Annotated in this window: 15 protein-coding genes; 10 read left to right on the forward strand and 5 right to left on the reverse strand. The window is 37.6% G+C overall.

The genetic code is table 11. From position 1 onward, the window contains the following. Positions 1 to 119: 119 nt before the first annotated feature. The 4 genes from J2S08_RS05725 to J2S08_RS05740 all read left to right on the forward strand — a co-directional run bounded on the left by J2S08_RS05725 (position 120) and on the right by J2S08_RS05740 (position 4272). The gene (locus J2S08_RS05725) at positions 120 to 746 is read left to right on the forward strand and encodes a PadR family transcriptional regulator (protein WP_307227540.1); all 627 of its coding nucleotides are present in this window, start codon (positions 120 to 122) and stop codon (positions 744 to 746) included. Further along, the gene (locus tag J2S08_RS05730) at positions 743 to 2023 is read left to right on the forward strand and encodes an MFS transporter (RefSeq protein ID WP_307227542.1); all 1281 of its coding nucleotides are present in this window, start codon (positions 743 to 745) and stop codon (positions 2021 to 2023) included. Before J2S08_RS05725 ends, J2S08_RS05730 begins: the two co-directional genes overlap by 4 nt. Positions 2024 to 2094: 71 nt before the next feature. Continuing rightward, on the forward strand, positions 2095 to 2325 hold the full coding sequence (locus tag J2S08_RS05735) for a hypothetical protein (protein WP_307227544.1): 231 nt from the start codon (positions 2095 to 2097) through the stop codon (positions 2323 to 2325). A gap of 813 nt (positions 2326 to 3138) precedes the next feature. Further along, positions 3139 to 4272, forward strand: coding sequence for a M24 family metallopeptidase (locus J2S08_RS05740; protein WP_307227546.1), 1134 nt, complete (start codon positions 3139 to 3141; stop codon positions 4270 to 4272). A 161-nt stretch (positions 4273 to 4433) separates the two neighbouring features. Here the strand turns inward: J2S08_RS05740 and J2S08_RS05745 are convergent, their stop codons facing one another. From J2S08_RS05745 to J2S08_RS05760, 4 genes are all read right to left on the reverse strand, one after another. Continuing rightward, complete coding sequence (locus tag J2S08_RS05745; RefSeq protein WP_307227548.1) at positions 4434 to 5486, reverse strand: hypothetical protein; 1053 nt, start codon at positions 5484 to 5486, stop codon at positions 4434 to 4436. A 593-nt stretch (positions 5487 to 6079) separates the two neighbouring features. Next, positions 6080 to 7132 carry a hypothetical protein gene (locus J2S08_RS05750; RefSeq protein WP_307227549.1) on the reverse strand — a complete coding sequence of 351 codons (1053 nt, stop codon included), beginning with the start codon at positions 7130 to 7132 and terminating at the stop codon, positions 6080 to 6082. Positions 7133 to 7495: 363 nt separating this feature from the next. Then, a complete protein-coding gene (locus tag J2S08_RS05755; protein ID WP_307227551.1) occupies positions 7496 to 8689 on the reverse strand; it encodes a DUF4179 domain-containing protein in 1194 nt (397 codons plus the stop codon). Then, a complete protein-coding gene (locus tag J2S08_RS05760) occupies positions 8686 to 9210 on the reverse strand; it encodes a sigma-70 family RNA polymerase sigma factor (protein ID WP_307227553.1) in 525 nt (174 codons plus the stop codon). The genes J2S08_RS05755 and J2S08_RS05760 overlap by 4 nt, the downstream gene beginning before the upstream one ends. Before the next feature lie 656 nt (positions 9211 to 9866). Here J2S08_RS05760 and J2S08_RS05765 point away from each other — a divergent pair. Next, the gene (locus J2S08_RS05765; RefSeq protein WP_307227555.1) at positions 9867 to 11846 is read left to right on the forward strand and encodes a cation:proton antiporter; all 1980 of its coding nucleotides are present in this window, start codon (positions 9867 to 9869) and stop codon (positions 11844 to 11846) included. A gap of 98 nt (positions 11847 to 11944) precedes the next feature. Here J2S08_RS05765 and J2S08_RS05770 read toward each other — a convergent pair whose 3' ends face one another. Next, a complete protein-coding gene (locus tag J2S08_RS05770) occupies positions 11945 to 13357 on the reverse strand; it encodes a YfcC family protein (RefSeq protein ID WP_307227557.1) in 1413 nt (470 codons plus the stop codon). Between the two features lie 303 nt (positions 13358 to 13660). Here J2S08_RS05770 and J2S08_RS05775 point away from each other — a divergent pair, with 303 nt between their 5' ends. The 5 genes from J2S08_RS05775 to J2S08_RS05795 all read left to right on the forward strand — a co-directional run bounded on the left by J2S08_RS05775 (position 13661) and on the right by J2S08_RS05795 (position 21284). Continuing rightward, a complete protein-coding gene (locus J2S08_RS05775; RefSeq protein ID WP_307227559.1) occupies positions 13661 to 14461 on the forward strand; it encodes a MurR/RpiR family transcriptional regulator in 801 nt (266 codons plus the stop codon). 52 nt (positions 14462 to 14513) lie between these two features. Then, complete coding sequence (locus tag J2S08_RS05780) at positions 14514 to 15650, forward strand: M20 peptidase aminoacylase family protein (protein WP_307227561.1); 1137 nt, start codon at positions 14514 to 14516, stop codon at positions 15648 to 15650. Continuing rightward, positions 15647 to 16789, forward strand: coding sequence for an o-succinylbenzoate synthase (gene menC / locus J2S08_RS05785; protein WP_307227563.1), 1143 nt, complete (start codon positions 15647 to 15649; stop codon positions 16787 to 16789). The genes J2S08_RS05780 and menC overlap by 4 nt, the downstream gene beginning before the upstream one ends. Positions 16790 to 17520: 731 nt before the next feature. Next, positions 17521 to 19266 (forward strand): ABC transporter ATP-binding protein, encoded by a 1746-nt coding sequence (locus J2S08_RS05790; protein ID WP_307227564.1) that lies wholly within the window; start codon positions 17521 to 17523, stop codon positions 19264 to 19266. Beyond that, positions 19266 to 21284 (forward strand): ABC transporter ATP-binding protein, encoded by a 2019-nt coding sequence (locus tag J2S08_RS05795; RefSeq protein WP_307227566.1) that lies wholly within the window; start codon positions 19266 to 19268, stop codon positions 21282 to 21284. Before J2S08_RS05790 ends, J2S08_RS05795 begins: the two co-directional genes overlap by 1 nt. Positions 21285 to 21286 lie beyond the last annotated feature (2 nt).

The raw sequence follows: 21286 nt of genomic DNA on the forward strand, positions 1-21286 counted from the left end.
CAACATACAGTACCTTTTTGAAAAAAGTGGTACATTTTATATTTTTCTTGCATCTTTCCCAATTGTAGATATATCATAATGATATATCATGATGATATATTATGAAAAGAAGGTGAAACATGATGTCACTTGATCATTATATTATGTGTGCAATTAGTACCATGCCAAGTACTGGCTATGACATTAAAATGGAATTTGAACATCCTGGTGCAGGCCAGTTTTGGGGTATCAGCTTTGGGAGCATCTATCCACGATTAAAAAAACTTGAAGAAAACGGATATATCACGACATTATTTGAAGAATCATCTGGTCGCGGTAAGAAAGTCTATGAACTTACGTTAAAAGGGTGGAGAGAATTGCAAACTTGGCTTAAGAAAAAACCGTCTTCTCCAATAATAAAAGACGAATTACTCGTCAAAGTTAGTTTTTGGGCAACCATTCTCCAAGATGATCGAGAAGGATTAATGAATCATTTATTAGAAAGAAAGCAGCATTCAGAAGCGACCCTTGCTTTTTATCAAGCATGGCCTACAAACGGCATTTCTTCTATAGGAGAACATGGTATGTTTGTCATTGATTATGTAACGAAAAAATTGCAAGCAGAATTAGACTGGATCGATGAAACGATTGAAAAACTAAAAGGTCCTGCCCAACCTCCTGTACAAGATCCACATAATCTGATCGCTAAAAGCAAGCAACGCTACCAGCAAGCATTAGAAGCAGAAAAGAAGGGGGATAATGGATGAAGCATACGCTTATCGCTCCTTTAAAACAAAAGGAATATCGACTTTTTTATACTGTTCAGTTATTTTCAGATTTAGGAAATTGGCTTGATTTTACGATTTTAACGGTACTTATTACGTACAACTGGGGATTAGATGAGTCAGCCATGGCTTCATTCATCATTGTATATGGCCTTCCCTGGGTAATTATTGGACCATTTGCCTCCGTCTTTGTTGATAGATGGCCGCGCAAAAAAGTGCTGGCAATGACATTAATCTTGCGAATTGCGGTCGTTCTAGCTTACATTTCCGCACCTAATTTAGTCGTTCTACTCTTGTTCGTATTTTGTAAAGGCGTTTTCGCTTCGATATTCGATCCTGCTCGCCAAGCGAGCATTCGGACGCTAGTACCTAAACAATTGCTTCCCGAAGCGGTCACGCTGTCGCAAATCTCTCACCAAACGATGAAAATCATCGGACCGGCTTTAGGTGGCGCATTGGTTGCAGTTTCTCATGTTTCGATCGCGTTTATTGTTGAAGCACTTTGCTTTTCCCTTGCTGCTATTTGTTTGATTTTTGTATCTTTTCCTAATAAGGATACTTCTTCGGTTTCTTTTGACGATAAAAAAGAACAGGATCAGTTATCTTATTTTCAAGCATTACGAGAAGGTTTTCAACACATAACACAGAACCCCATTTTATCTACAGCGATTATTGCAGCAAGCATCTCGCTATTTATTATCTTTTTATACGATGGCTTGATTGTGTTCGTCTCTCAATTAATTGGATTTCATGAAGGCCTCTTTGGATTATTTGTCTCCTTAGTAGGCGTTGGCTCCGTCATCGGTTCACTTATTTTAGGGCAGCTGCAGTTTTGGAAACAAAAACCGTTATTAACGATGTTATATAGTTTTTTTGGAAGTGGTTTTATTATTGCCCTGATGGGAATAGGAGCCTCTCAACTTTTGCAGCTCCCAATCTATGTATGGTTCGTTAGTGCATTTATTGCAGGAATATTAACATGTGGAGAAAACATTCCATATGGATACATTTTGCAAGTCGAAACACCTGCTGAAAAGATGGGTCGTGTCAGTTCAGCTGCCCAAAGTATGCAAACAATGATGATGCTGCTTGCTCCTTCCTTAGGCGCTCTTTTGGCTAAAAAAATTGGTGTCGGCAATGTCCTTCTCTTAGCAGGTTGTCTCTGCTTTTTGACATCCATTGTTATGTTCGGCTTCCTGCGCGCTAAAAAACTGGAGATGCAAGCACCTCGCTCTTCTCATCATGAGAAGGGTATGTGATCATAGTATCTCCTTCAATCCAGGCCTGGGAAAGAGCTGCAGCACAAAGAGACTGACTTGACATTGGGTAATTGGTAGTACTTGATGAACGGATTCACTCTGGAAGTAAAATATTTAACGAGATGAAATCGACCTTTGCTATTATTGGAGAAAAATCAGGGAAGATATACCAAGTTCATGTTCCTCAAAAATCTCAACATGAAAATAAACAACTAACAAATGAACAAATTGTTTCTATTGCAAAGCCTGTAGTGCAGGAAGTATTGGGAGTCGACCTTTCCAACTATATGATATTCAACTAGTAGATCATGCTAAAAGTTGGTGGTAATGATAGAGTAGAAAGGAGCTGCCCACAAGTTAGTTAAACTAACTGATGGGCAGCTCCTTTTCTATACATTATCGAAGAACAAAATAAAGTGAAACTTCCATGAGTGGGTGTTTTCTCTCATATCCCCCACTCATAAAAAATAGAACAAAGGCTAAGATCGCAACGTCCTGTTGCAACGCCTTTGTGACCGACATCCTCGAAAAAGGAGAACACTTTTTCTTCGTGCGATGCTGATTCAAGAAGCTTTCCTTATCCTGTCGGCCCGAACCAATCGGACATTTGACTTTCAGTTATCCCCACCTAGACTTCTTCGATTCCTCTTACTCTTGAGGTGGGGGTCTTACTGCCAGTTAGATGTAGGATAAACATATTCAAGGGTGCTCCTCCATCTGTTATATAAATCCAGGTGGATCTTTTAATCTAATCTGATTAGAGTTATTCCACTTTTATTTAATTTGTTCAAAAAAGTGAAGGCCAAATGCATCCGTTGCTTGTCTAATAGATGAAGAGAAAAATAACTAACCATACTATGTTTACTGATTATTCATGATAGAAAAAGGAGCAGACAAATGCATATTTTGGAAAAATAGTCAACGGGAAGAACAGATTGGATGGGAAAAATGATTTTGAATTCAACATGTTCACAAAATAAAGGGTTTATTCTTGTGCTGTTTTTTTTAGGCTGGTTCTTCTCTTGTTTTTATTGAAAAATGCTAAAAAGATTGGAAGACTAGTCAGCCTATTAAGGTATGGGTTTTCCTATCGTAAAGGATCGGAGGAATAAAAGGTGAACACGACAAAACGATTAAACAAATTAAAAACATATATGGAAAAAGAGAACGTAGAAGCGGTACTTGTAACAGACCCGTATAACCAGTGCTATCTGACGGGATTTGAGATTATTACATATTCACGACCAATCTTTACTATTGTGACAAAGCATGAATCGATATTGATTGTTCCTGGACTAGAGGAACAGCACGCAAAAGCAACCGCAGTATATGATCGTTTGTTAGTTTATTACGAACATCCTGAAAAAGCGGAGGAAAGTATTGATCCGATGCAATTAATTGAACGTTGCTTAGGACCACTAAATGGAAACAAGAAGATCGGCATTGAATTCCTCTCGATGCCATTTGGTTTAGCCAGCTATCTGCAAGCAAAAAATTGGGAACTGCTAGATATAACAGCAGAAATGATTCACCAGCGCTCTGTTAAGGACGACCAAGAATTGGAAAAGCTGCGGAATTCTAGTTTATTAGCATCCTATTCGATACAGGCATCGTTGCAAGCACTTAAAGTCGGTATGACAGAATTAGAAATAGAAAGTATTGGTTCACAAGCATTATATCAGGAAGCTCCTAAGTTGTTTCCAAACTCAGCCGTGATGACTCGCGGTATGTGTCCTTCTGGTATAGAGCGTACGGTTATGCCTCATGTGTTTTCAAATTTGAAAAAAGTAGAGGCTGGTGATGTTTTAATTATTACAAGAATTTCTTCGCTAGATGGATATAAAGGAGAGTGTGAGCGTACATGCTTTGTCGGAGAGCCGACTGAAAAGCAAAGAGAGCTATTTAATATCATGCTGAAAGCACAGCATGCAGCCTTACAAATAATAAAAGCTGGTGTGAAAGCAAGTAAAATAGACGCAGCAGCACGCTCGGTGATACATGAAGCAGGCTATGGTAAATTCGCAATCCATGGAGTTGGGCATAGTATCGGACTCAGCCTTCACGAAGCGCCATACTTCCGCTTTGATGAAGACTTTATCTTGCAGGAGGGAATGGCGTTTACAGTCGAACCAGGCATCTATGTACCGGGAATAGGTGGATTTCGTCATTCCGATACAATTATCGTCACAAAAGATGGCTATGAAATGCTGACAAATTGTCCGCGGTCTATCGATGAACTGATATTTTAATATAAAGGAACAGCCTTATATCCTCTATTTATTTTAGATGTTCGTCATATATTTATTTTAAGATGTTCGACATTTCCATTATAACAATGAGGAATTTTTGTATAGAAAAGAGCTGTCCACAAGTGAGTTAAAAACTTGTAGACAGCTCTTTTATTCTATCATTACCTCCAATTCGATTGACCTGCTAATTCAATTGAATGTAAGTGGCCATTATTATGAATGCCGATTCTAATGGTTTCTTTTCCTGGACTACTGAATTGATAAACCCCCCATTGGCTATCGGCATTAGGCTTATAATTGGAAAGGTCGACTCCCAATACTTCCTGTACAACAGGCTTTGCAATAGCAACAATTTGTTCATTTGTTAGTTGGTTCTTTTCATTTTGTGGTTCTCCAGGAACATTCACTTCGTAAACTTTCCCGGATTTTTCTCCGATAGTGGCAAAGGTCGATTCCTTCTCGTTAACATATGTGCTTCCGTAATTGTTGGTAATTTCTATAATTTTACCAACAACCCAACGTTCTTCTTCCGACTCATTAAATTTGACTTTTATTGCTCTCGTAAATGGTTCTAATGTTGTATTTGGTATAATTTTCACTGCTTTTTCAGCAGCGGAAATGATGCGCTTATCGACATCTGTTGGTTTGAAATTGATTCGATAACCGAGGACTTTATTCGTTTCTGCTTCTAACGTGATAGATTGTTGATACTTACTATCTTTATCATCGCCATAAAATCTGAACTGCTTTTCCCCTTTATTCCAAAAATAATTCAGTTCATTCACTTGGAATGTTGATTTGCTATTGATTTTTTTTACTGCAGATTGTGCCGATTCTAAATATTTTTTGTAATTTCCTGTTATTTCAGCAACCTTAAACGTCAAATTAATATGAATAACTTCTCCTGTTTTAGCATCTACATGAACATAGGCATCGCTTCGTAGGAAATCTTCACTCATTTTCGTTTGAAAAACATAGCGATTATCCATTTTTTCTACTTTATCCAGTTTGAAAGCTTTCCCGTTGCCATGCTGCTCAATTGCTTTGTTTGCTGCATTCACATATTTTTGATCTACTTTTGTGATGTCCAGCACCTTATTCACTTCAGCTGCACTTACTCTCGTACCTGTTTCGAATTCAGTCCCTAGCACTGGTGTAGCAGATAAGACGCTTAAAGCTAGAATAGATGTCAGGATTTTCTTTGTTGGTTTCATTTTCAATACTCTCCTTCGTTTTGTTTTTCTCTTCATCTATTAGACAAGCAAAGGATGCATTTGGCTTTCACTTTTTAAAAAAATTAATATAAAGTGAAACTTCCATCAGTGGGGGTTTCCTCTCATCCCCATTTATAAGAAGTAGAACAAAGGCTAAGATCGCAACGTCCTCGAAAAAGAAGCGCACTTCTTCTTCATGCGATGCTAATTCAAGAAGCTTTCCTTATCCTGTCTGCCCGGAACCAATCGGACATTTGACTTTCAGTTATCTCCCACCTAGACTTCTTCGATTCCTCTTACTATTGAGGTGGGGGTCTTACTGCCAGTTAGATGTGGGATAAAAGATCAATTACTTCAATCAGATGAGCGGCAAAAAGCCCCTAATTGTTCGTATTATTTAAGATTAATCTTTATTTCTTATTCCCAGAACGTTCCTTGCTTTTAAACATGGTAGGTATCCTTCATATCACTTTTTTCATACATTTATTTTAAAATGTCGACGTTTGCATGATAACAATGAGGAATTTTTGTATAGAAAAGAGCTGCCCACAAGTTAGGAAAAAACTTGTGGGCAACTCCTTTCTATTCTATCATTACCTCCAATTGGATTGACCTGCTAATTCAATTGAATGTAAGTGGCTATCATTATGAATGCCTATTCTAATGGTTTCTTTTCCTGGACTACTGAATTGATAAAACCCCCATTGGCTATCGGCTTTAGGCTTATAATTGGAAAGGTCGACTCCCAATACTTCCTGCACAACAGGCTTTGCAATAGAAACAATTTGTTCATTTGTTAGTTGGTTCTTTTCATATTGTGTTTCTCGAGGAACATTCACTTCGTAAACTTTCCCCGATTTTTCTCCGATAGTGGCAAAGGTCGATTCCTTCTCGTTAACATATGTGCTTCCGTAATTATTGGTATGTTCAGTAATTTTACCAACAACCCAACGTTCTTCTTCCGACTCATTAAATTTGACTTTTATTGCTCTCGTAAATGGTTCTAATGTTGTATTTGGTATACTTTTCACTGCTTTTTCAGCAGCGGAAATGATTGCTTCATCGACATCCGCTGGTTTGAAATTGATTCGATAACCGAGGACTTTATTCGTTTCTGCTTCTAACGTGATAGATTGTTGATACTTACTATCTTTATCATCGCCATAAAATCTGAACTGCTTTTCCCCTTTATTCCAGAAATAATTCAGTTCATTCACTTGGAATGTTGATTTGCTATTGATTTTTTTTACTGCAGATTGTGCCGATTCTAAATATTTTTTGTAATTTCCTGTTATTTCAGCAACCTTAAACGTCAAATTAATATGAATAACTTCTCCTGTTTTAGCATCTACATGAACATAGGCATCGCTTCGTAGGAAATCTTCACTCATTTTCGTTTGAAAAACATAGCGATTATCCATTTTTTCTACTTTATCCAGTTTGAAAGCTTTCCCGTTGCTATGCTGCTCAATTGCTTTCTTTGCTGCATCCACATATTTTTGATCTACTTTTTCGATTTCCAGCTCCTTAATCGCCTCAACTGCATTTACTGTCGCACCTGTTTCAAGTTCAGCTCCTAGCACTGGTGTAGCAGAAAGGACGCTTAAAGCTAGAATAGATGTCAAGATTTTCTTTGTTGGTTTCATTTTCCATCTCTCCTTCATTTTGTTTTTTTCTTTCATCTATTAGACAAGCCAAGGATACACTTGGCTTTCACTTTTTCAAAAAATTTATATAAAAGGTCAATAACTCGAATCAGATGGGGCAGGAAGCTCCTGATTGTTCGTATTGTTTAACATTAATCTTTATTTTTCTTCCTCTGGAAGCAATTGATATTCTGAGAAAGTTCCTCACTTTTAAACATGGTAGGTATCCTTCATATCACTTTTTTTATACATTTGTTCTAAAATGTCGACGTTTGCATGATAACAATGAGGCAATTTTTTTATAGAAAAGAGCCGCCCACAAGTTAGGAAAAAACTTGTGGGCAACTCCTTTCTATTCTATCATTACCTCCAATTTGATTGACCTGCTAATTCAATTGAATGTAAGTGGCCATTATTATGAATGCCTATTCTAATGGTTTCTTTTCCTGGACTACTGAATTGATAACCCCCCCATTGGCTATCGGATTTAGGCTCATAATTAGAAAGGTCGACTCCCAATACTTCCTGCACAACAGGCTTTGCAATAGCAACAATTTGTTCATTTGTTAGTTGGTTCTCTTCATATTGTGTTTCTCGAGGAACATTCACTTCGTAAACTTTCCCGGATTTTTCTCCGATAGTGGCAAAGGTCGATTCCTTCTCGTTAACATATGTGCTTCCGTAATTATTGGTATGTTCAGTAATTTTACCAACAACCCAACGTTCTTCTTCCGACTCATTAAATTTGACTTTTATTGCTCTCGTAAATGGTTCTAATGTTGTATTTGGTATACTTTTCACTGCTTTTTCAGCAGCGGAAATGATTGCTTCATCGACATCCGCTGGTTTGAAATTGATTCGATAACCGAGGACTTTATTCGTTTCTGCTTCTAACTCGATATATTGTTGATACTTATTATCTTTATCATCGCCATAAAATCTGAACTGCTCTATGCCCCCTTTAAACCAATTATATTGCATTTCATTCACTTGGAATGTTGATTTGCTATTGATTTGTTTTACTGCGGATTGTGCCGATTCTACATATTCTTTATAAGATCCTGTTACTTCATCAGCCTTAAATCTCAAATTAATATGAAAGACTTCTCCCGTTTTAGCATCTACATAAACAGAGACATCGCTTCGTAGGAAATCTTCACTCATTTTCGTTTCAAAAACATAGTGATTATCATGTTTTTGTACTTTATCCAGCTTGAAAGCTTTCCCGTTGCTATGCTGCTCAATTGCTTTCTTTGCTGCATCCACATATTTTTGATCTACTTCTTCGAAGTCCACCTCCTTAATCGCATCAACTGCACTTACTAACGATTTTACAAACGAGGCAAATGTTGGCGATGTAGCTGCTCCTAATGCAACGGCAAGCACAATTCCTGCAGCAACCACTGCGATGTTCTTTAAGAATCTTTTCGTCCGGGTTGTTTTTCTCATCTCTCGTTTTGCTTGTTGAATGCCTAACTTGCTTCGCTGCTGTAATTCTGAAGGAATCTCGATGGTTTCTATTTCTTGAGTCACTTTTTTCGCTGCTTTTTTACTCATGAGATTTCACCTCTCTTTACACAATGACGGAGTTTTTTTAATCCTCTATACAAAGTAGTTTTTGTCGTCCCTAAAGGCAATTCCATAATTTCAGCAATCGTTTGAAGCGTATAATCAAAATAGTATTTTAGCATAATTACAGTTTTTTCATTATCTTCTAACGTATCTAGCAAATCTTGCAGCGTAATAGTTAGGAGAATATCATCGTCACTGCTGCTATCTATTTGTTCTATTAACTCGGGTTTAAACGCAATCACTTTCTTTTTTTGCCGCAGCAAATTAATCGAACAATTGATCGTAATTCTAATTAACCATGTTTTAAAATAAGCTGGTTCTCTTAACTTCTGTATAGATTTAAAAGATTGATACGCCGTTTCCTGCACGACATCAAGCGCATCATCCTGATTTTTCACATATACAAAGGCAGTGCGATAGATTGCTTCCTCATAATGTTGAAATAATGTAAGATATGCCTTATCGTTGCCTTTTTGCGCTTTCTTCACAAGCTTTTCGATATCCATGTAGTTGATTCAACTCTCTTTCCGTCTCATACATTAGACAAACGTGGAGAGCATTTGGCTTTTATTATTTTTTATTTTTCTTTTCAATCGAAAAAATTATTTAATCGTTTTCAGATTCTAACATAGCATATTACTAACAAACATACTGACACTGAAACGTTCTAATGACCTTGAATAAACACCGTTGATTTAAAAGAGTAATCCTTGCTGATATTTTATTAAAGAAAAGCCGTTTCGCTATTAGAGAAACGGCTTTTTACTATACCTGTCCTAGTGTATTGTTCACTCGTTGAAAGAATGTGGGTGTAAATTGAGTCCGTGAACAAATACTAACTGTTGAAATGGCTATTTCTTGTTGTTGGGAACAGCAGAACAAATATGTGTATTTATTTATAAAAGCGAAAGTTTGTGAAACATATTTAAACTTAGGGAGAATTAGTCGGATAAAGTGAAACTTCCATCAGTGGGGGTTTTCTCTTATCCCCCACTGATGGTTAGTTGAACCAATCGGACATTTGACTTTCAGTTATCCCCCACCTAGCGCTTCTAATTCCTCTTACTCCCCGAGGTTGGGGTCTTACTGCCAGTTAGATGTGGGATATAATTTGGTTGACTTTGAAAAACTGGGGGCATATTTCTTATAAAGGAGACCGTACATGGAGATCTTAATATCGATATTGATTCTACTTGTATTATTATTAGTGACAAATGTCCTAGCACATTATATTTCTTTCATCCCGATTGCTCTCATTCAAATTGCAGTTGGAATGATAGTTGCTTTAGCAGCAAAGAATTTCACCATTGAAGTTGAAGCGGAATGGTTTTTGCTATTGTTTATTGCACCGTTACTTTATTATGATGGAGCACATTTTCCTCGTGAACAATTATGGAAAATGCGATTACCCATTTTAGGAAACGCTATTATATTAGTATTATTAACGACTATTGTTGGCGGTCTATTTGTGCACTGGATGATTCTGTCGATTCCTTTAGCGGGTGCCTTTGCTTTAATGGCTATTTTATCGCCTACTGACCCAGTGGCGGTAAATGTCATCGCTAAACGGGTTCATATTCCAGATCGTATTATGAATTTAGTTCGTGGGGAATCTTTAATCAATGATGCATCGGGGTTAATCGCATTTAAATATGCAGTTGCGGCGATTGTAACAGGTTACTTTTCATTGAAATCAGCAACAAATGATTTTATTTATATGTTTTTTGTTGGTGTATTTATTGGGATATTCGGTGCATTAGTAATATTTTTGATACGTCTTCATTTTCGTCGTATAGGAATTGTAGATTTAACATTTTACGTCCTGCTACAAGTTCTAACACCCTTTATTTTATTTTTGATAGCAGAAGAAGTGTTTCATGCATCAGGGGTAATTACCGTTGTAACAGGAGGAATTATTTCAGCAATTATTAAAGAAAAGACCGAAAGTATCATTGCACAAGAACAAGTGGTGACAGAACATGTTTGGTCAATTGTGAATTTTATATTAAATGGCGTTATTTTCCTTTTACTAGGACTGATGTTACCTTCTGCCACAAATTCTATACTGGTAAGCGAAGAAATTCACAATAGTATCCTTATTTTATATGTGCTAGGAATTGGCTTGATGGTGTTCGTAATCCGTTTTGCTTGGATGATGTTCTTTCATGTAATGGATAAAAAAATATTTAAGAGCAAAGAAACAGTGACAATGAAAGATCATATTGTGACAACGCTTGTTGGAGTTCGTGGTACTATCACGATGGTCGGGATATTATCATTACCTCTAATAACAAATCAAGGAGAATTATTCCCGGACCGTCAATTACTCATCTTTTTAGCTGCAGGTGTTATTTTATTTACCTTGGTAATGGCCACCATATTTTTACCTTTATTAAACGCTCAAGAAACAGCCCAACAGTCAAATTTAATTGATGAAAAACGAAAAATGATAAAACATGCGATTCGTAGTATTCAACGTGAAACGGTTGAAGAAAATGCTCCTATAGCTCTAAGGTTAATGAATCAATATAACACAATGTTATTGAATATTGAGCGAAAACAGTCAGAGGAAGCACTTCAAGCGTACAAGCAACAAATACTGGAAGCTAGAAAAATTGGGATGGAGTTAGAAACAATTTATACGAATCAATATATGGCTAAGCATGAATTAAATGAATCAATTCAACATGAAATTGAGTATATTCTTAAAGAAAGAAAAGATATGTTGAATAATCAGCCATTTACTTTGTTAAAACGTCGTTTACGTTATTTTTTACATGAACGGAAGATGAGCAAACTACCTGCCAATGTTGTAGAACAAATGATTACTGTAAAAAAAGATTTAAAAAAATATGTGTCATCCTCAATTGTAAAGCATGTTCGTGAAACGAATGAATTTTCTTTAGATATTGCGCAAAAAGTGGAGATGTATTATCGTCACTTACAATATGCTTCTTATAAAATGGATTCTTCAAAACAGGAAGAACAAAAAGAATACTTAGCATTAATAGCAATTGAAGCACAAAGAAATCTTATCAATGAATGGTATCAAGCTGGTAATATAAATAATGAATTAGCAAAAGAATTAAGAAGATTTGTACATAACTTAGAAAGTGTTATTTTACTTGAGGAGGAAGAATAAGAAAAAGTATCATTTTTTTAAAAAAGCAGCTAAGGAAATTTGTTTCATTTTTCTTAGCTGCTTTCGTTTTAAGGACTTATCAGACAGCCCCCTCTTCCTTACATTGGCCCCCAATTGATCATGACGCCAATTGCTAAAAAGATAATCCCTATAATTGTCCAAATAAGTAATAATGGCATCACAAATTTTATCCACTTTGGCCATGGGACGCCTGCAATAGCAAGATTCGCCATTAAAATACCAGACGTTGGTGTGATCACATTTGTAAAGCCGTCTCCCATTTTATATGCCTGTACGGCTACTTGCCTTGGTATTTCCATAATATCGGCAAGCGGCGTCATAATCGGCATCACAATAACTGCTTGTCCACTGCCTGACGATACGAAGATATTAAAAATTTCATTCGCAATAAACATCGCAATGGCTCCGCTGACACTTGAAAATGGTTCCATGGCAATCGCCATTGCTTGAACGATGGAGTCTAGTATTTTCCCATTTTCCAAGATCACCACGACTGAACGTGCCATTCCAATAATTAATGCGCCATAGACCAATCCCCGCGCACCGTTAAAAAACTCTTGAACAAGTTTGTTCGGCGTTATTTTTCCTATAAAAGCTGTTCCCACTGCGATAATAAGGAAAATAGCCGCCATTTCATTTAATGCCCATCCGTATTTAAAGACGCCAAAAACGTAAAGGCCGATGCCTAGCACAAGCCAACCAAGCACTAATTTATGCAAGCTTGTAAGGGCTACTTCCTTATTCAAATCATTCTTTTCATCAACTTTTGGAAATGGATTATTTCCAAGCACACTCTTTGCAGGATTTTTCTTAATCTTCTTTGCATACCAAACAATGTAAATAATAGTAGATAATAGGACTGCAATATAAATAATCACCCGAAAGCCAATTCCTGAAAATAGCGGCAGCTGCGCTATTCTTTGTGCCGTTCCAGTCGTAAGTGGGTCAAGAAAGGCGGTATTGAAACCTGCATATGCGCCTAGATAAATGATAGAAACACCAACAATTGCATCTAATTTCATTGATCTTGCTAAAATAATCCCGATTGGGATAAATGCAATAACAGCATTCACAATGATACCAAGTGTACCAAAGATAGAAAACAGAATACATACTGCTGTAATTAAAAAGACTTCTCTATTTTTTGATTTTTGAATTGTTTTCATGATAAGAGCATCAATCGCTCCTGTTGATTCTATCACTGCAAACGAACCACCAATGATTAATACGAGAAAAATCAAAGGTGCCGAATCAATCATCCCTTGCTGAATTGCTAGAAAAACGTCCATTATTCCAGCTGGTTCTGCATCTATTTTCGCATAACTATTTGGGACAACAGTCGTAATCCCATCTACTTCTTTTCTCTCAAATTCACCAGAAGGGATCACATACGTCAAAATCGATATGAGTACTAAAATGCCAAATAAAATGACGTATGCATCTGGTATCCCCCATTTCTTTTTTACTTTTGCTTCTTCAGCCTTTGTCATCGTTTCTCCTCCAATTTTTTGTTTTCTGTATTAACTTGCTGCCGTACTAAAGCACATAAAAAAAGTATAAGTGCCTATCCTGATCCATGCCAATGGACAAAGGATAGTAAATTATCTGAACATTCTTGAGATAATAATCATCACGTATCATTCGACAGCATCTAAAACGTTAATATCTTACAATTTATGGCTTTCCCCCTTTAATTCTTAAAAATAAAGAATTTTTAGTTGATGATCATTATATTAAAGCTTATAATTTATTTCAATAGGAATGTTGTAAAAACTTTAAAAAGGGGTTTGCCGATGAATTATATGAAAAGGACGGAGCTTCACCACGATAAATTGACAAAAGGTTTAAAAAAAGTAGCAGAAGCATTATTAACTGATCCAATCCCTTTTGCAACTTTCTCTGCAAAAAAAATCGCCTCGTTATTGGATGTAAGTGAAACGATGGTTATTCGGTTTTGCAAAGCGATTGGCTACGATGGCTATAGTGAGCTGCAAAAAGATGTTCAGCAGACACTCCTATCTTTATACGGATCAATTGATCAACCAGCAGCTGACACAAATAACAATACATTCGCACAAATTATGGCAATGGATCAAAAAAATATTGCTGCTACTGCTGCATCTATCGATTGGACAATAGGATCACAAATTGTAGAGGCGCTCGTGGGAGCAAAGCAAATTAAAGTGGTTGGCTATTATCACTCTTTTTCATATGCGCATTGGTTCTCTTTTCTTTTACACTTTTTATTAAAAAATACGTATTTATATCGACCCGAGACAGATATGAATATTGGAGAAAAAGGCAAAGAACATTGTCTTGTCATTTTCTCTTATTATCGCTACGCTTTGGATTCGATACGTCTTGTAGAAGAGGCTAAACAAAACGGAAATACGATTATTGTCATTACCGATTCAAAGCTCTCGCCAGTCGCAAAATACGGGGACTATGTGTTAAACATTCAAATTTCTCAAAAATCTATTTTAGAAAAAGGCCCAGTTACCTTTTCTGTTCTGAACACACTTATTTTACATATTGCCCAAAAAGTGCAAAAGCTCGATTTCGTCAATCCAACGAATAAATACTATATCGAGTAGATTTAGGGAATGGTGAAGAAATTTTTAACGAAAAATGAAAGGATGAAACCACTTGAGTTCATTTAGGGAAAGAATTTTAGAAACATTTCAACACCTCCATACCCATCCGGAGATTAGTTGGGAAGAAACAGAAACAACAGCATATATCAAACAACATCTTGAAGCAGCGGGATGTAAAGTACAAACATTTCCTGATTGCACAGGAGTGATAGGCGATTTTGGAAACTTTAATGGCCAAAATCCGATTATCGGCATTCGCGCTGATATGGATGCTTTATGGCAAGAAGTTGACGGAACATTTCAAGGGAATCATTCTTGTGGACATGATGCGCATATGACAATGGTGCTTGGCGTCCTTTGGAAGCTTGCGGAAGATCCATCCCTTAAAGAAAAAGTTGCTGTCCGCTTCATCTTTCAACCCGCAGAGGAAGTTGGTACAGGAGCGTTAAAAATGACAGAAAAAGGCGTTATTGATGATGTCGACTATTTATTTGGCATTCATTTGCGTCCTGCCCAAGAAACACCAAATGGATATGCAGCCCCTTGTATTGTTCATGGCGCAACCGGTTCTTTGGAAATCGCCATTTCCGGCGATGATGCCCATGGGGCAAGACCACACCTAACGAGCAATGCGATTGAAGTCGGTACGCATATCGTAAATGCAATAAATATGATTCACTTGGATCCAAGAGTTCCACATTCCGTTAAAGTGACAAAGTTTCAAGCAGGAGGAAAAAATACAAACATCATTCCAGGGCAAGCGACATTAGCAATCGACCTTCGTGCTCAAACAAACCAACTAATGAAACAGTTGGAGGAAAAAGTCCAAGACATACTGAAAGCGACCGAAAAGCTCTTCCAATCACCGATTTCTATTATCGACCAAAACGGAATCGTTGCTGCTGAAGTGAACAAAGAAGCGGAAGACATTGCAAGTACAGCTATTCAACATGTTCTCGGCCAAGATAAGCAGACTCCTCCACTCGTTACACCTGGAGGCGATGATTTTCATTTTTACACCATTAAGAAGCCTACATTAAAAGCGACAATGATCGGGCTTGGCTGTGATTTAAAACCTGGACTGCATCATCCGAAAATGACGTTCGATCGCGAAGCATTATTCAACGGTATTGATGTTTTAACTGAAATCATTCATTTAACGACCAAAAAAGGAGCTGTTGACGCATGAAGCCTATCCAGATAAAAGAAGTCATTCTTCATACGATTAAAATGAAGCTAAAAACACCATTTACAACAAGCTTTGGTACGATGAGCGAAAAACACGTTTGTTTAGTTGAAGTGATCGATGAATCAGGTTTATCAGGATGGGGAGAAACGGTTACAAGCGATGAGCCTTATTACAACGAGGAAACAACCTTTACTGCAACGTATATTTTAAGAGAATTTCTGATACCAAAAGTGATGCATCAAACCATTCAGCACCCTGCCGACGTACACGACATGCTTACATTTGTCCGAAGGCACAACATTGCAAAAGCTGCTTTAGAAACAGCAATTTGGGATGTATTTGCTAAGAAAAATAATCAATCACTGGCACAATTGATTGGCGGCAAAAACACTGCGATTGAAGTTGGAAAAAGTATTGGCATCCAACGTTCTCCTCAAGAGCTGGTAGAAAAAGTAGGCGAATATGTCGAAGAAGGCTTTAAAAAAATCAAGGTGAAAATTGCACCTGGCTATGACCTTGACTATTTAGAAGCTGTCCGCAGCCGCTTTCCATCTATTCCATTAATGGCAGATGCCAATTCCGCGTATACGCTGAAAGATGTTGCTCATCTAAAAGATATGGACAAATTTGATTTAATGATGATCGAACAACCGTTGGCACATGACGATATAATTGACCATGCTGTCTTACAAAAAGAAATGGCAACACCGATCTGCTTAGATGAAAGCATTCATAGCTTGGAGGATGCTAGAAAAGCACTGTCACTTGGCAGCTGCCGCATTATCAATATTAAAATTGGTAGAGTTGGCGGACTTGGAGAATCGATTCGCATACACGATCTATGTCAAGAAAATGGGATACCAGTATGGTGCGGCGGTATGCTTGAAACTGGCATCGGACGCGCACATAACGTTGCGATGACCGCCCTTTCCAACTTTACTATTCCAGGAGATACTGCACCTTCCTCCCATTATTGGGATGAAGATATTATCGTTCCTGAAGTCGTAATGGAAAAAGGGTTGATTGCAGTACCTATTGGACTTGGCATCGGTTTTGAAGTGGACAGAGAAAAAGTGGAAGAACGCTTGATAAAGAGCGAACGTATTAGCACGGTAGAAAACTGGCATCCGATTCCATAATACGAGAATTCCGCACAAATAATGTGCGGAATTCTGTTATAAAATTAATATAGAATCAGACACGTATGATCGTACTTTGGTGTTCTTTAATGAAACTTTTAGTAATTAAATTTAATGACACGGAAGTCATACGATCTATCATTAAACAATTTTTTTCACACACTATTTTCCAAATATCTATTGACACTAAAAATTGTACTATGCTAACATTATGTCCATACGATATTCAATTTTTAAGAAAGGGAGGCTACGATGATGAAAAAATTACTGCATTTGCTTGTAAACCGTAAACAAATTACATATGAACGTAGCCTGTCGATATAAGTCTTTCTTTTTCATTGAATCATGTTTTACTTTTATGGAAAATAATGACACAGGTTGCCTAATATCAATCTGTGTCTTTTTTGTGTGAAGGATAGTTGCGTACACATAAAGTTGGCGCACTATCCTTCTTTTTTTATCCTTTTTTTGGGGATAACAGCATAACGTGCAAGCTGTTCTGCAGCGGGGTCCCCCCCTTTCCTGCTGACAGTGAAAGCACACGAACATGCTGTTTCTCATAGATCATTTTATTCATAGAGGAGGAAGGTACAATGAGACCAATGTATGTGCTGCTAATGGAAGCGATGGAGCTAGAGAGTGGATAGCAAAACGAGGAATCTTCAAAAAAGCGATGTTGTAAAGTACAACAACTGCTTTTTTGAGCTTAACGAAAAAGGAGGATTTGCTCCGTGTTTACTGTATTACAAAAATTAAACTGGTTTTTTAAAAAACATTGGAAAAGATATATCATTGCGCTTGTATTGTTAGGTATTGCAAACGTACTTGAGGTCATTCCACCGTTCATTCTCGGTTCAGCGATTGATCACATATTTCTTAGCTCGCTAACAATGCAAACGTTACTCTTATATATTGGTATTTTACTTGGCGGCGCCATTATGAATTATGGGATTACGTTCGTATGGCAATACCAATTGTTTGGCGGTGCATTTATCGTTGAAAAAACATTGCGTTCCCGCTTATTTCGACATTTATTAAAAATGACGCCAACCTTCTTTGAAAAGAATCGAACAGGCGATTTAATGGCAAGAGGAACAAACGATTTAAAAGCAGTTTCTATGACAGCCGGTTTCGGGATGTTAACCCTATTTGATTCAACTTTATATATGATTACGATTTTATTGACGATGGGTTTTCTCGTTTCATGGAAGCTCACAATCGCGGCTGTTCTTCCATTGCCACTGCTCGCTTGGATTATGAGGCTATTAGGAGAGAAAATTCATACACGCTATATGACAGCACAAGATGCGTTCGGAAAGTTGAATGACCACGTATTAGAGACGGTTGCTGGAGTACGTGTCATTCGTGCCTATGTACAAGAAAGAGCAGATGAAGCACGTTTTCGAGAAATGACTGAAGATGTGTATGAGAAAAATATTCATGTCGAACGAATCGATGCCCTATTCAATCCGTTGACAAAAGTCATTACCGGATTGAGCTACATGATTGGACTTTCGTACGGAGTATATTTAGTCTTTCACCAAGAGATTACGCTCGGCCATCTCGTTTCCTTCAATATGTATTTAGGAATGCTTATTTGGCCAATGTTTGCTATTGGTGAATTAATGAACGTCATGCAGCGTGGAAATGCATCATTAGATCGTGTACAGGAAACATTGGATTATAAAGAGGATGTGAAGGAGCCTACATCACCAAAAATAGTAGATCAATTAGATGCGATACAATTTGCTGATCTGAGCTTCCGATATCCTTCAGCAAAAATCGATAACCTGTCTCATCTTTCCTTGCACATAAAGAAAGGCGATACGATTGGTGTTGTAGGGAAAACAGGCAGCGGCAAAACAACCCTTATTAAACAGCTTCTTCGTGAATATCCATTAGGTGATGGAGAGCTGGAGATTTCTGGACATAGCATTGCTAAATTGCCAAAAGATCGAGTGCTAAGCTGGATTGGCTATGTACCACAAGATCACGTTCTCTTTTCAAGAAGCATTAGAGAAAATATTTTATTCGGAAATGAGAATGCTTCAGACAAAGAATTAAAAAAAGCGATCAAGCTCGCTGCTTTTGATAAAGATTTGGAAATGCTTCCTGAAGGAGTAGAAACACTCGTCGGTGAAAAAGGAGTAGCGCTGTCAGGAGGCCAAAAACAACGCATCTCTATCGCTAGAGCGCTTATTAAAGATCCTGAGCTACTCATCCTAGATGACTCATTGTCTGCTGTAGATGCAAAAACCGAAGCAAGCATTATTCAAAACATTCGCGAGGAAAGAAAAGAAAAAACAACCATTATTACAACACATCGCTTATCGGCTGTAGAACATGCCGATTGGATTATTGTATTAGAGGATGGAAAAGTGGCAGAAGAAGGCATGCATCTTGAATTGTTGGCAAAGAATGGCTGGTATAAAGAACAATTTGATCGCCAGCAATTGACAGAGGAGGTGCATGCATAATGGTCGGAAAAAGATTATGTCAATATGCATTCGCTTTTAAGGGGCTCATTATCGCTGCTCTCGTAATGCTGGCAATATCCGTTAGCGCTGATGTCCTTGGGCCATTCATTGCAAAAAAAGTGATAGATGATCATATTTTGGGCATTGAGGACCATTGGATGCAAACAAGTCAAACAGACGCTTCCGTTGCCTATCAAGGAGTAAACTATGTTAGACAGTCCTATCTCGATAAGCAACAAGCGGTAAAAAGTGAAAAGGCAACAATTCTTCAAGTAGAACGCAGCTTTTATTTTGTTCATGAAGAAGTGCCTTTTGAGGGAAATCGTTCTATCAAAAATGGAAAACTCATCGTTGCTTTTCGTGGTGAAACTACGGCATATGATGCTGATAAGCTCTCCATATCGGAAACACTTGCGTTTTATCAGCCGGAAATTCCTCATATGGTGAAGCTGATGATCATTTATTTTAGCCTATTTATCATTGCGGCAGTCTTTCATTATGGACAATATTTTTACTTGCAAAAAGCCGCTAATCGCATCATTCAAAAAATGCGCATCGATGTATTCGGCCACATTCAACGATTGCCAATTCGTTATTTTGATAATCTTCCCGCTGGAAAAGTCGTTGCCAGGATTACAAACGATACAGAAGCAATCCGTGATCTTTATGTTGCTGTCTTATCGACCTTTTTTACAAGCGTTATTTCCATGACAGGGATTTTTGCGGGGATGTTTATCTTAGATGTAAAGCTGGCACTTCTATGTTTGCTATTGCTGCCAATATTAACCACTTGGATGATTATCTACCGTAAATATGCATCAAAGTATAATCATGTGATTCGTTCGAAAGTAAGTGAATTGAACGCGATGATGAATGAATCGATTCAAGGAATGACGATTATTCAGGCGTTTCGCCGTGAAGAAAAAATGCAGAAGGAATTTGAAGCTGTAAATGAGACGCATTTTCAGTACCAAAATAAGCTGTTATCCTTAAATGCGCTGTCTTCCCATAATATTGTTGGGATATTAAAAAATCTGATTTTCGTAGCATTTATTTGGTACTTCGGAAGTGGTGCAATTGAAGCGCACTCAGCAATCACAATTGGGGTCCTCTACGCATATGTTCAATATATTAATCGCTTGATGAACCCAATCACCGATATTGTCAATCAGTTCAGTAACTTAGAGCAAGCCCTCGTTGCTGGTGAGCGTGTGTTCCGTTTACTTGATGAAAAAGGTGAAGACGTGTGCGACGAAAAAATAACGCGTTATCAAGGCAACGTTACTTTTGACCACGTCTACTTTGGCTACAAAGGAGACGATTACGTCTTGAAAGATATTCACTTTGAAGCGAAAAAAGGAGAAACGATTGCACTCGTTGGACATACTGGATCAGGAAAAAGCTCGATTATGAATGTATTGTTTCGTTTCTATGATAGTAAGAAAGGCGAGATTCGCATTGACGGACGAAACATTAAAGATATTCCAAAGCAAACATTGCGTGAGCATATGGCAATTGTACTGCAAGATCCCTATTTATTTACAGGGACAATTCGTTCGAATGTGAGCTTAAATGATCCTCGGATCACCCCTGAAAGAGTAGATGAAGCTTTGAAGGCGGTTGGTGCAGATCAAGTCTTTAAAAATCTTGAAAATGGCTATGATGAACCAGTCGTTGAAAAAGGCAGTACGCTTTCTTCTGGACAGCGTCAGCTCATTTCCTTTGCTCGTGCGTTGGCTTTTAACCCAGCGATCTTAATTTTAGATGAAGCAACGTCAAGCATTGATACAGAAACAGAAATGATTATTCAAGAAGCGATGGAAGTGCTTAAAAAAGGCAGAACTACCTTTATCATTGCCCATCGCCTATCCACCATTAAAAATGCTGATCAAATTCTCGTTTTAGATCGGGGACAAATTGTCGAACGCGGCAATCATAGCGAACTGATGGATAAAAAAGGAAAATATTATCAAATGTATCAATTGCAGCAAGGACAGCCGAACAATCAAGCAGGGTAACA

The sequence above is a fragment of the Bacillus chungangensis genome, from assembly GCF_030812995.1.
GTDB lineage: Bacteria > Bacillota > Bacilli > Bacillales > Bacillaceae_C > Bacillus_CF > Bacillus_CF chungangensis.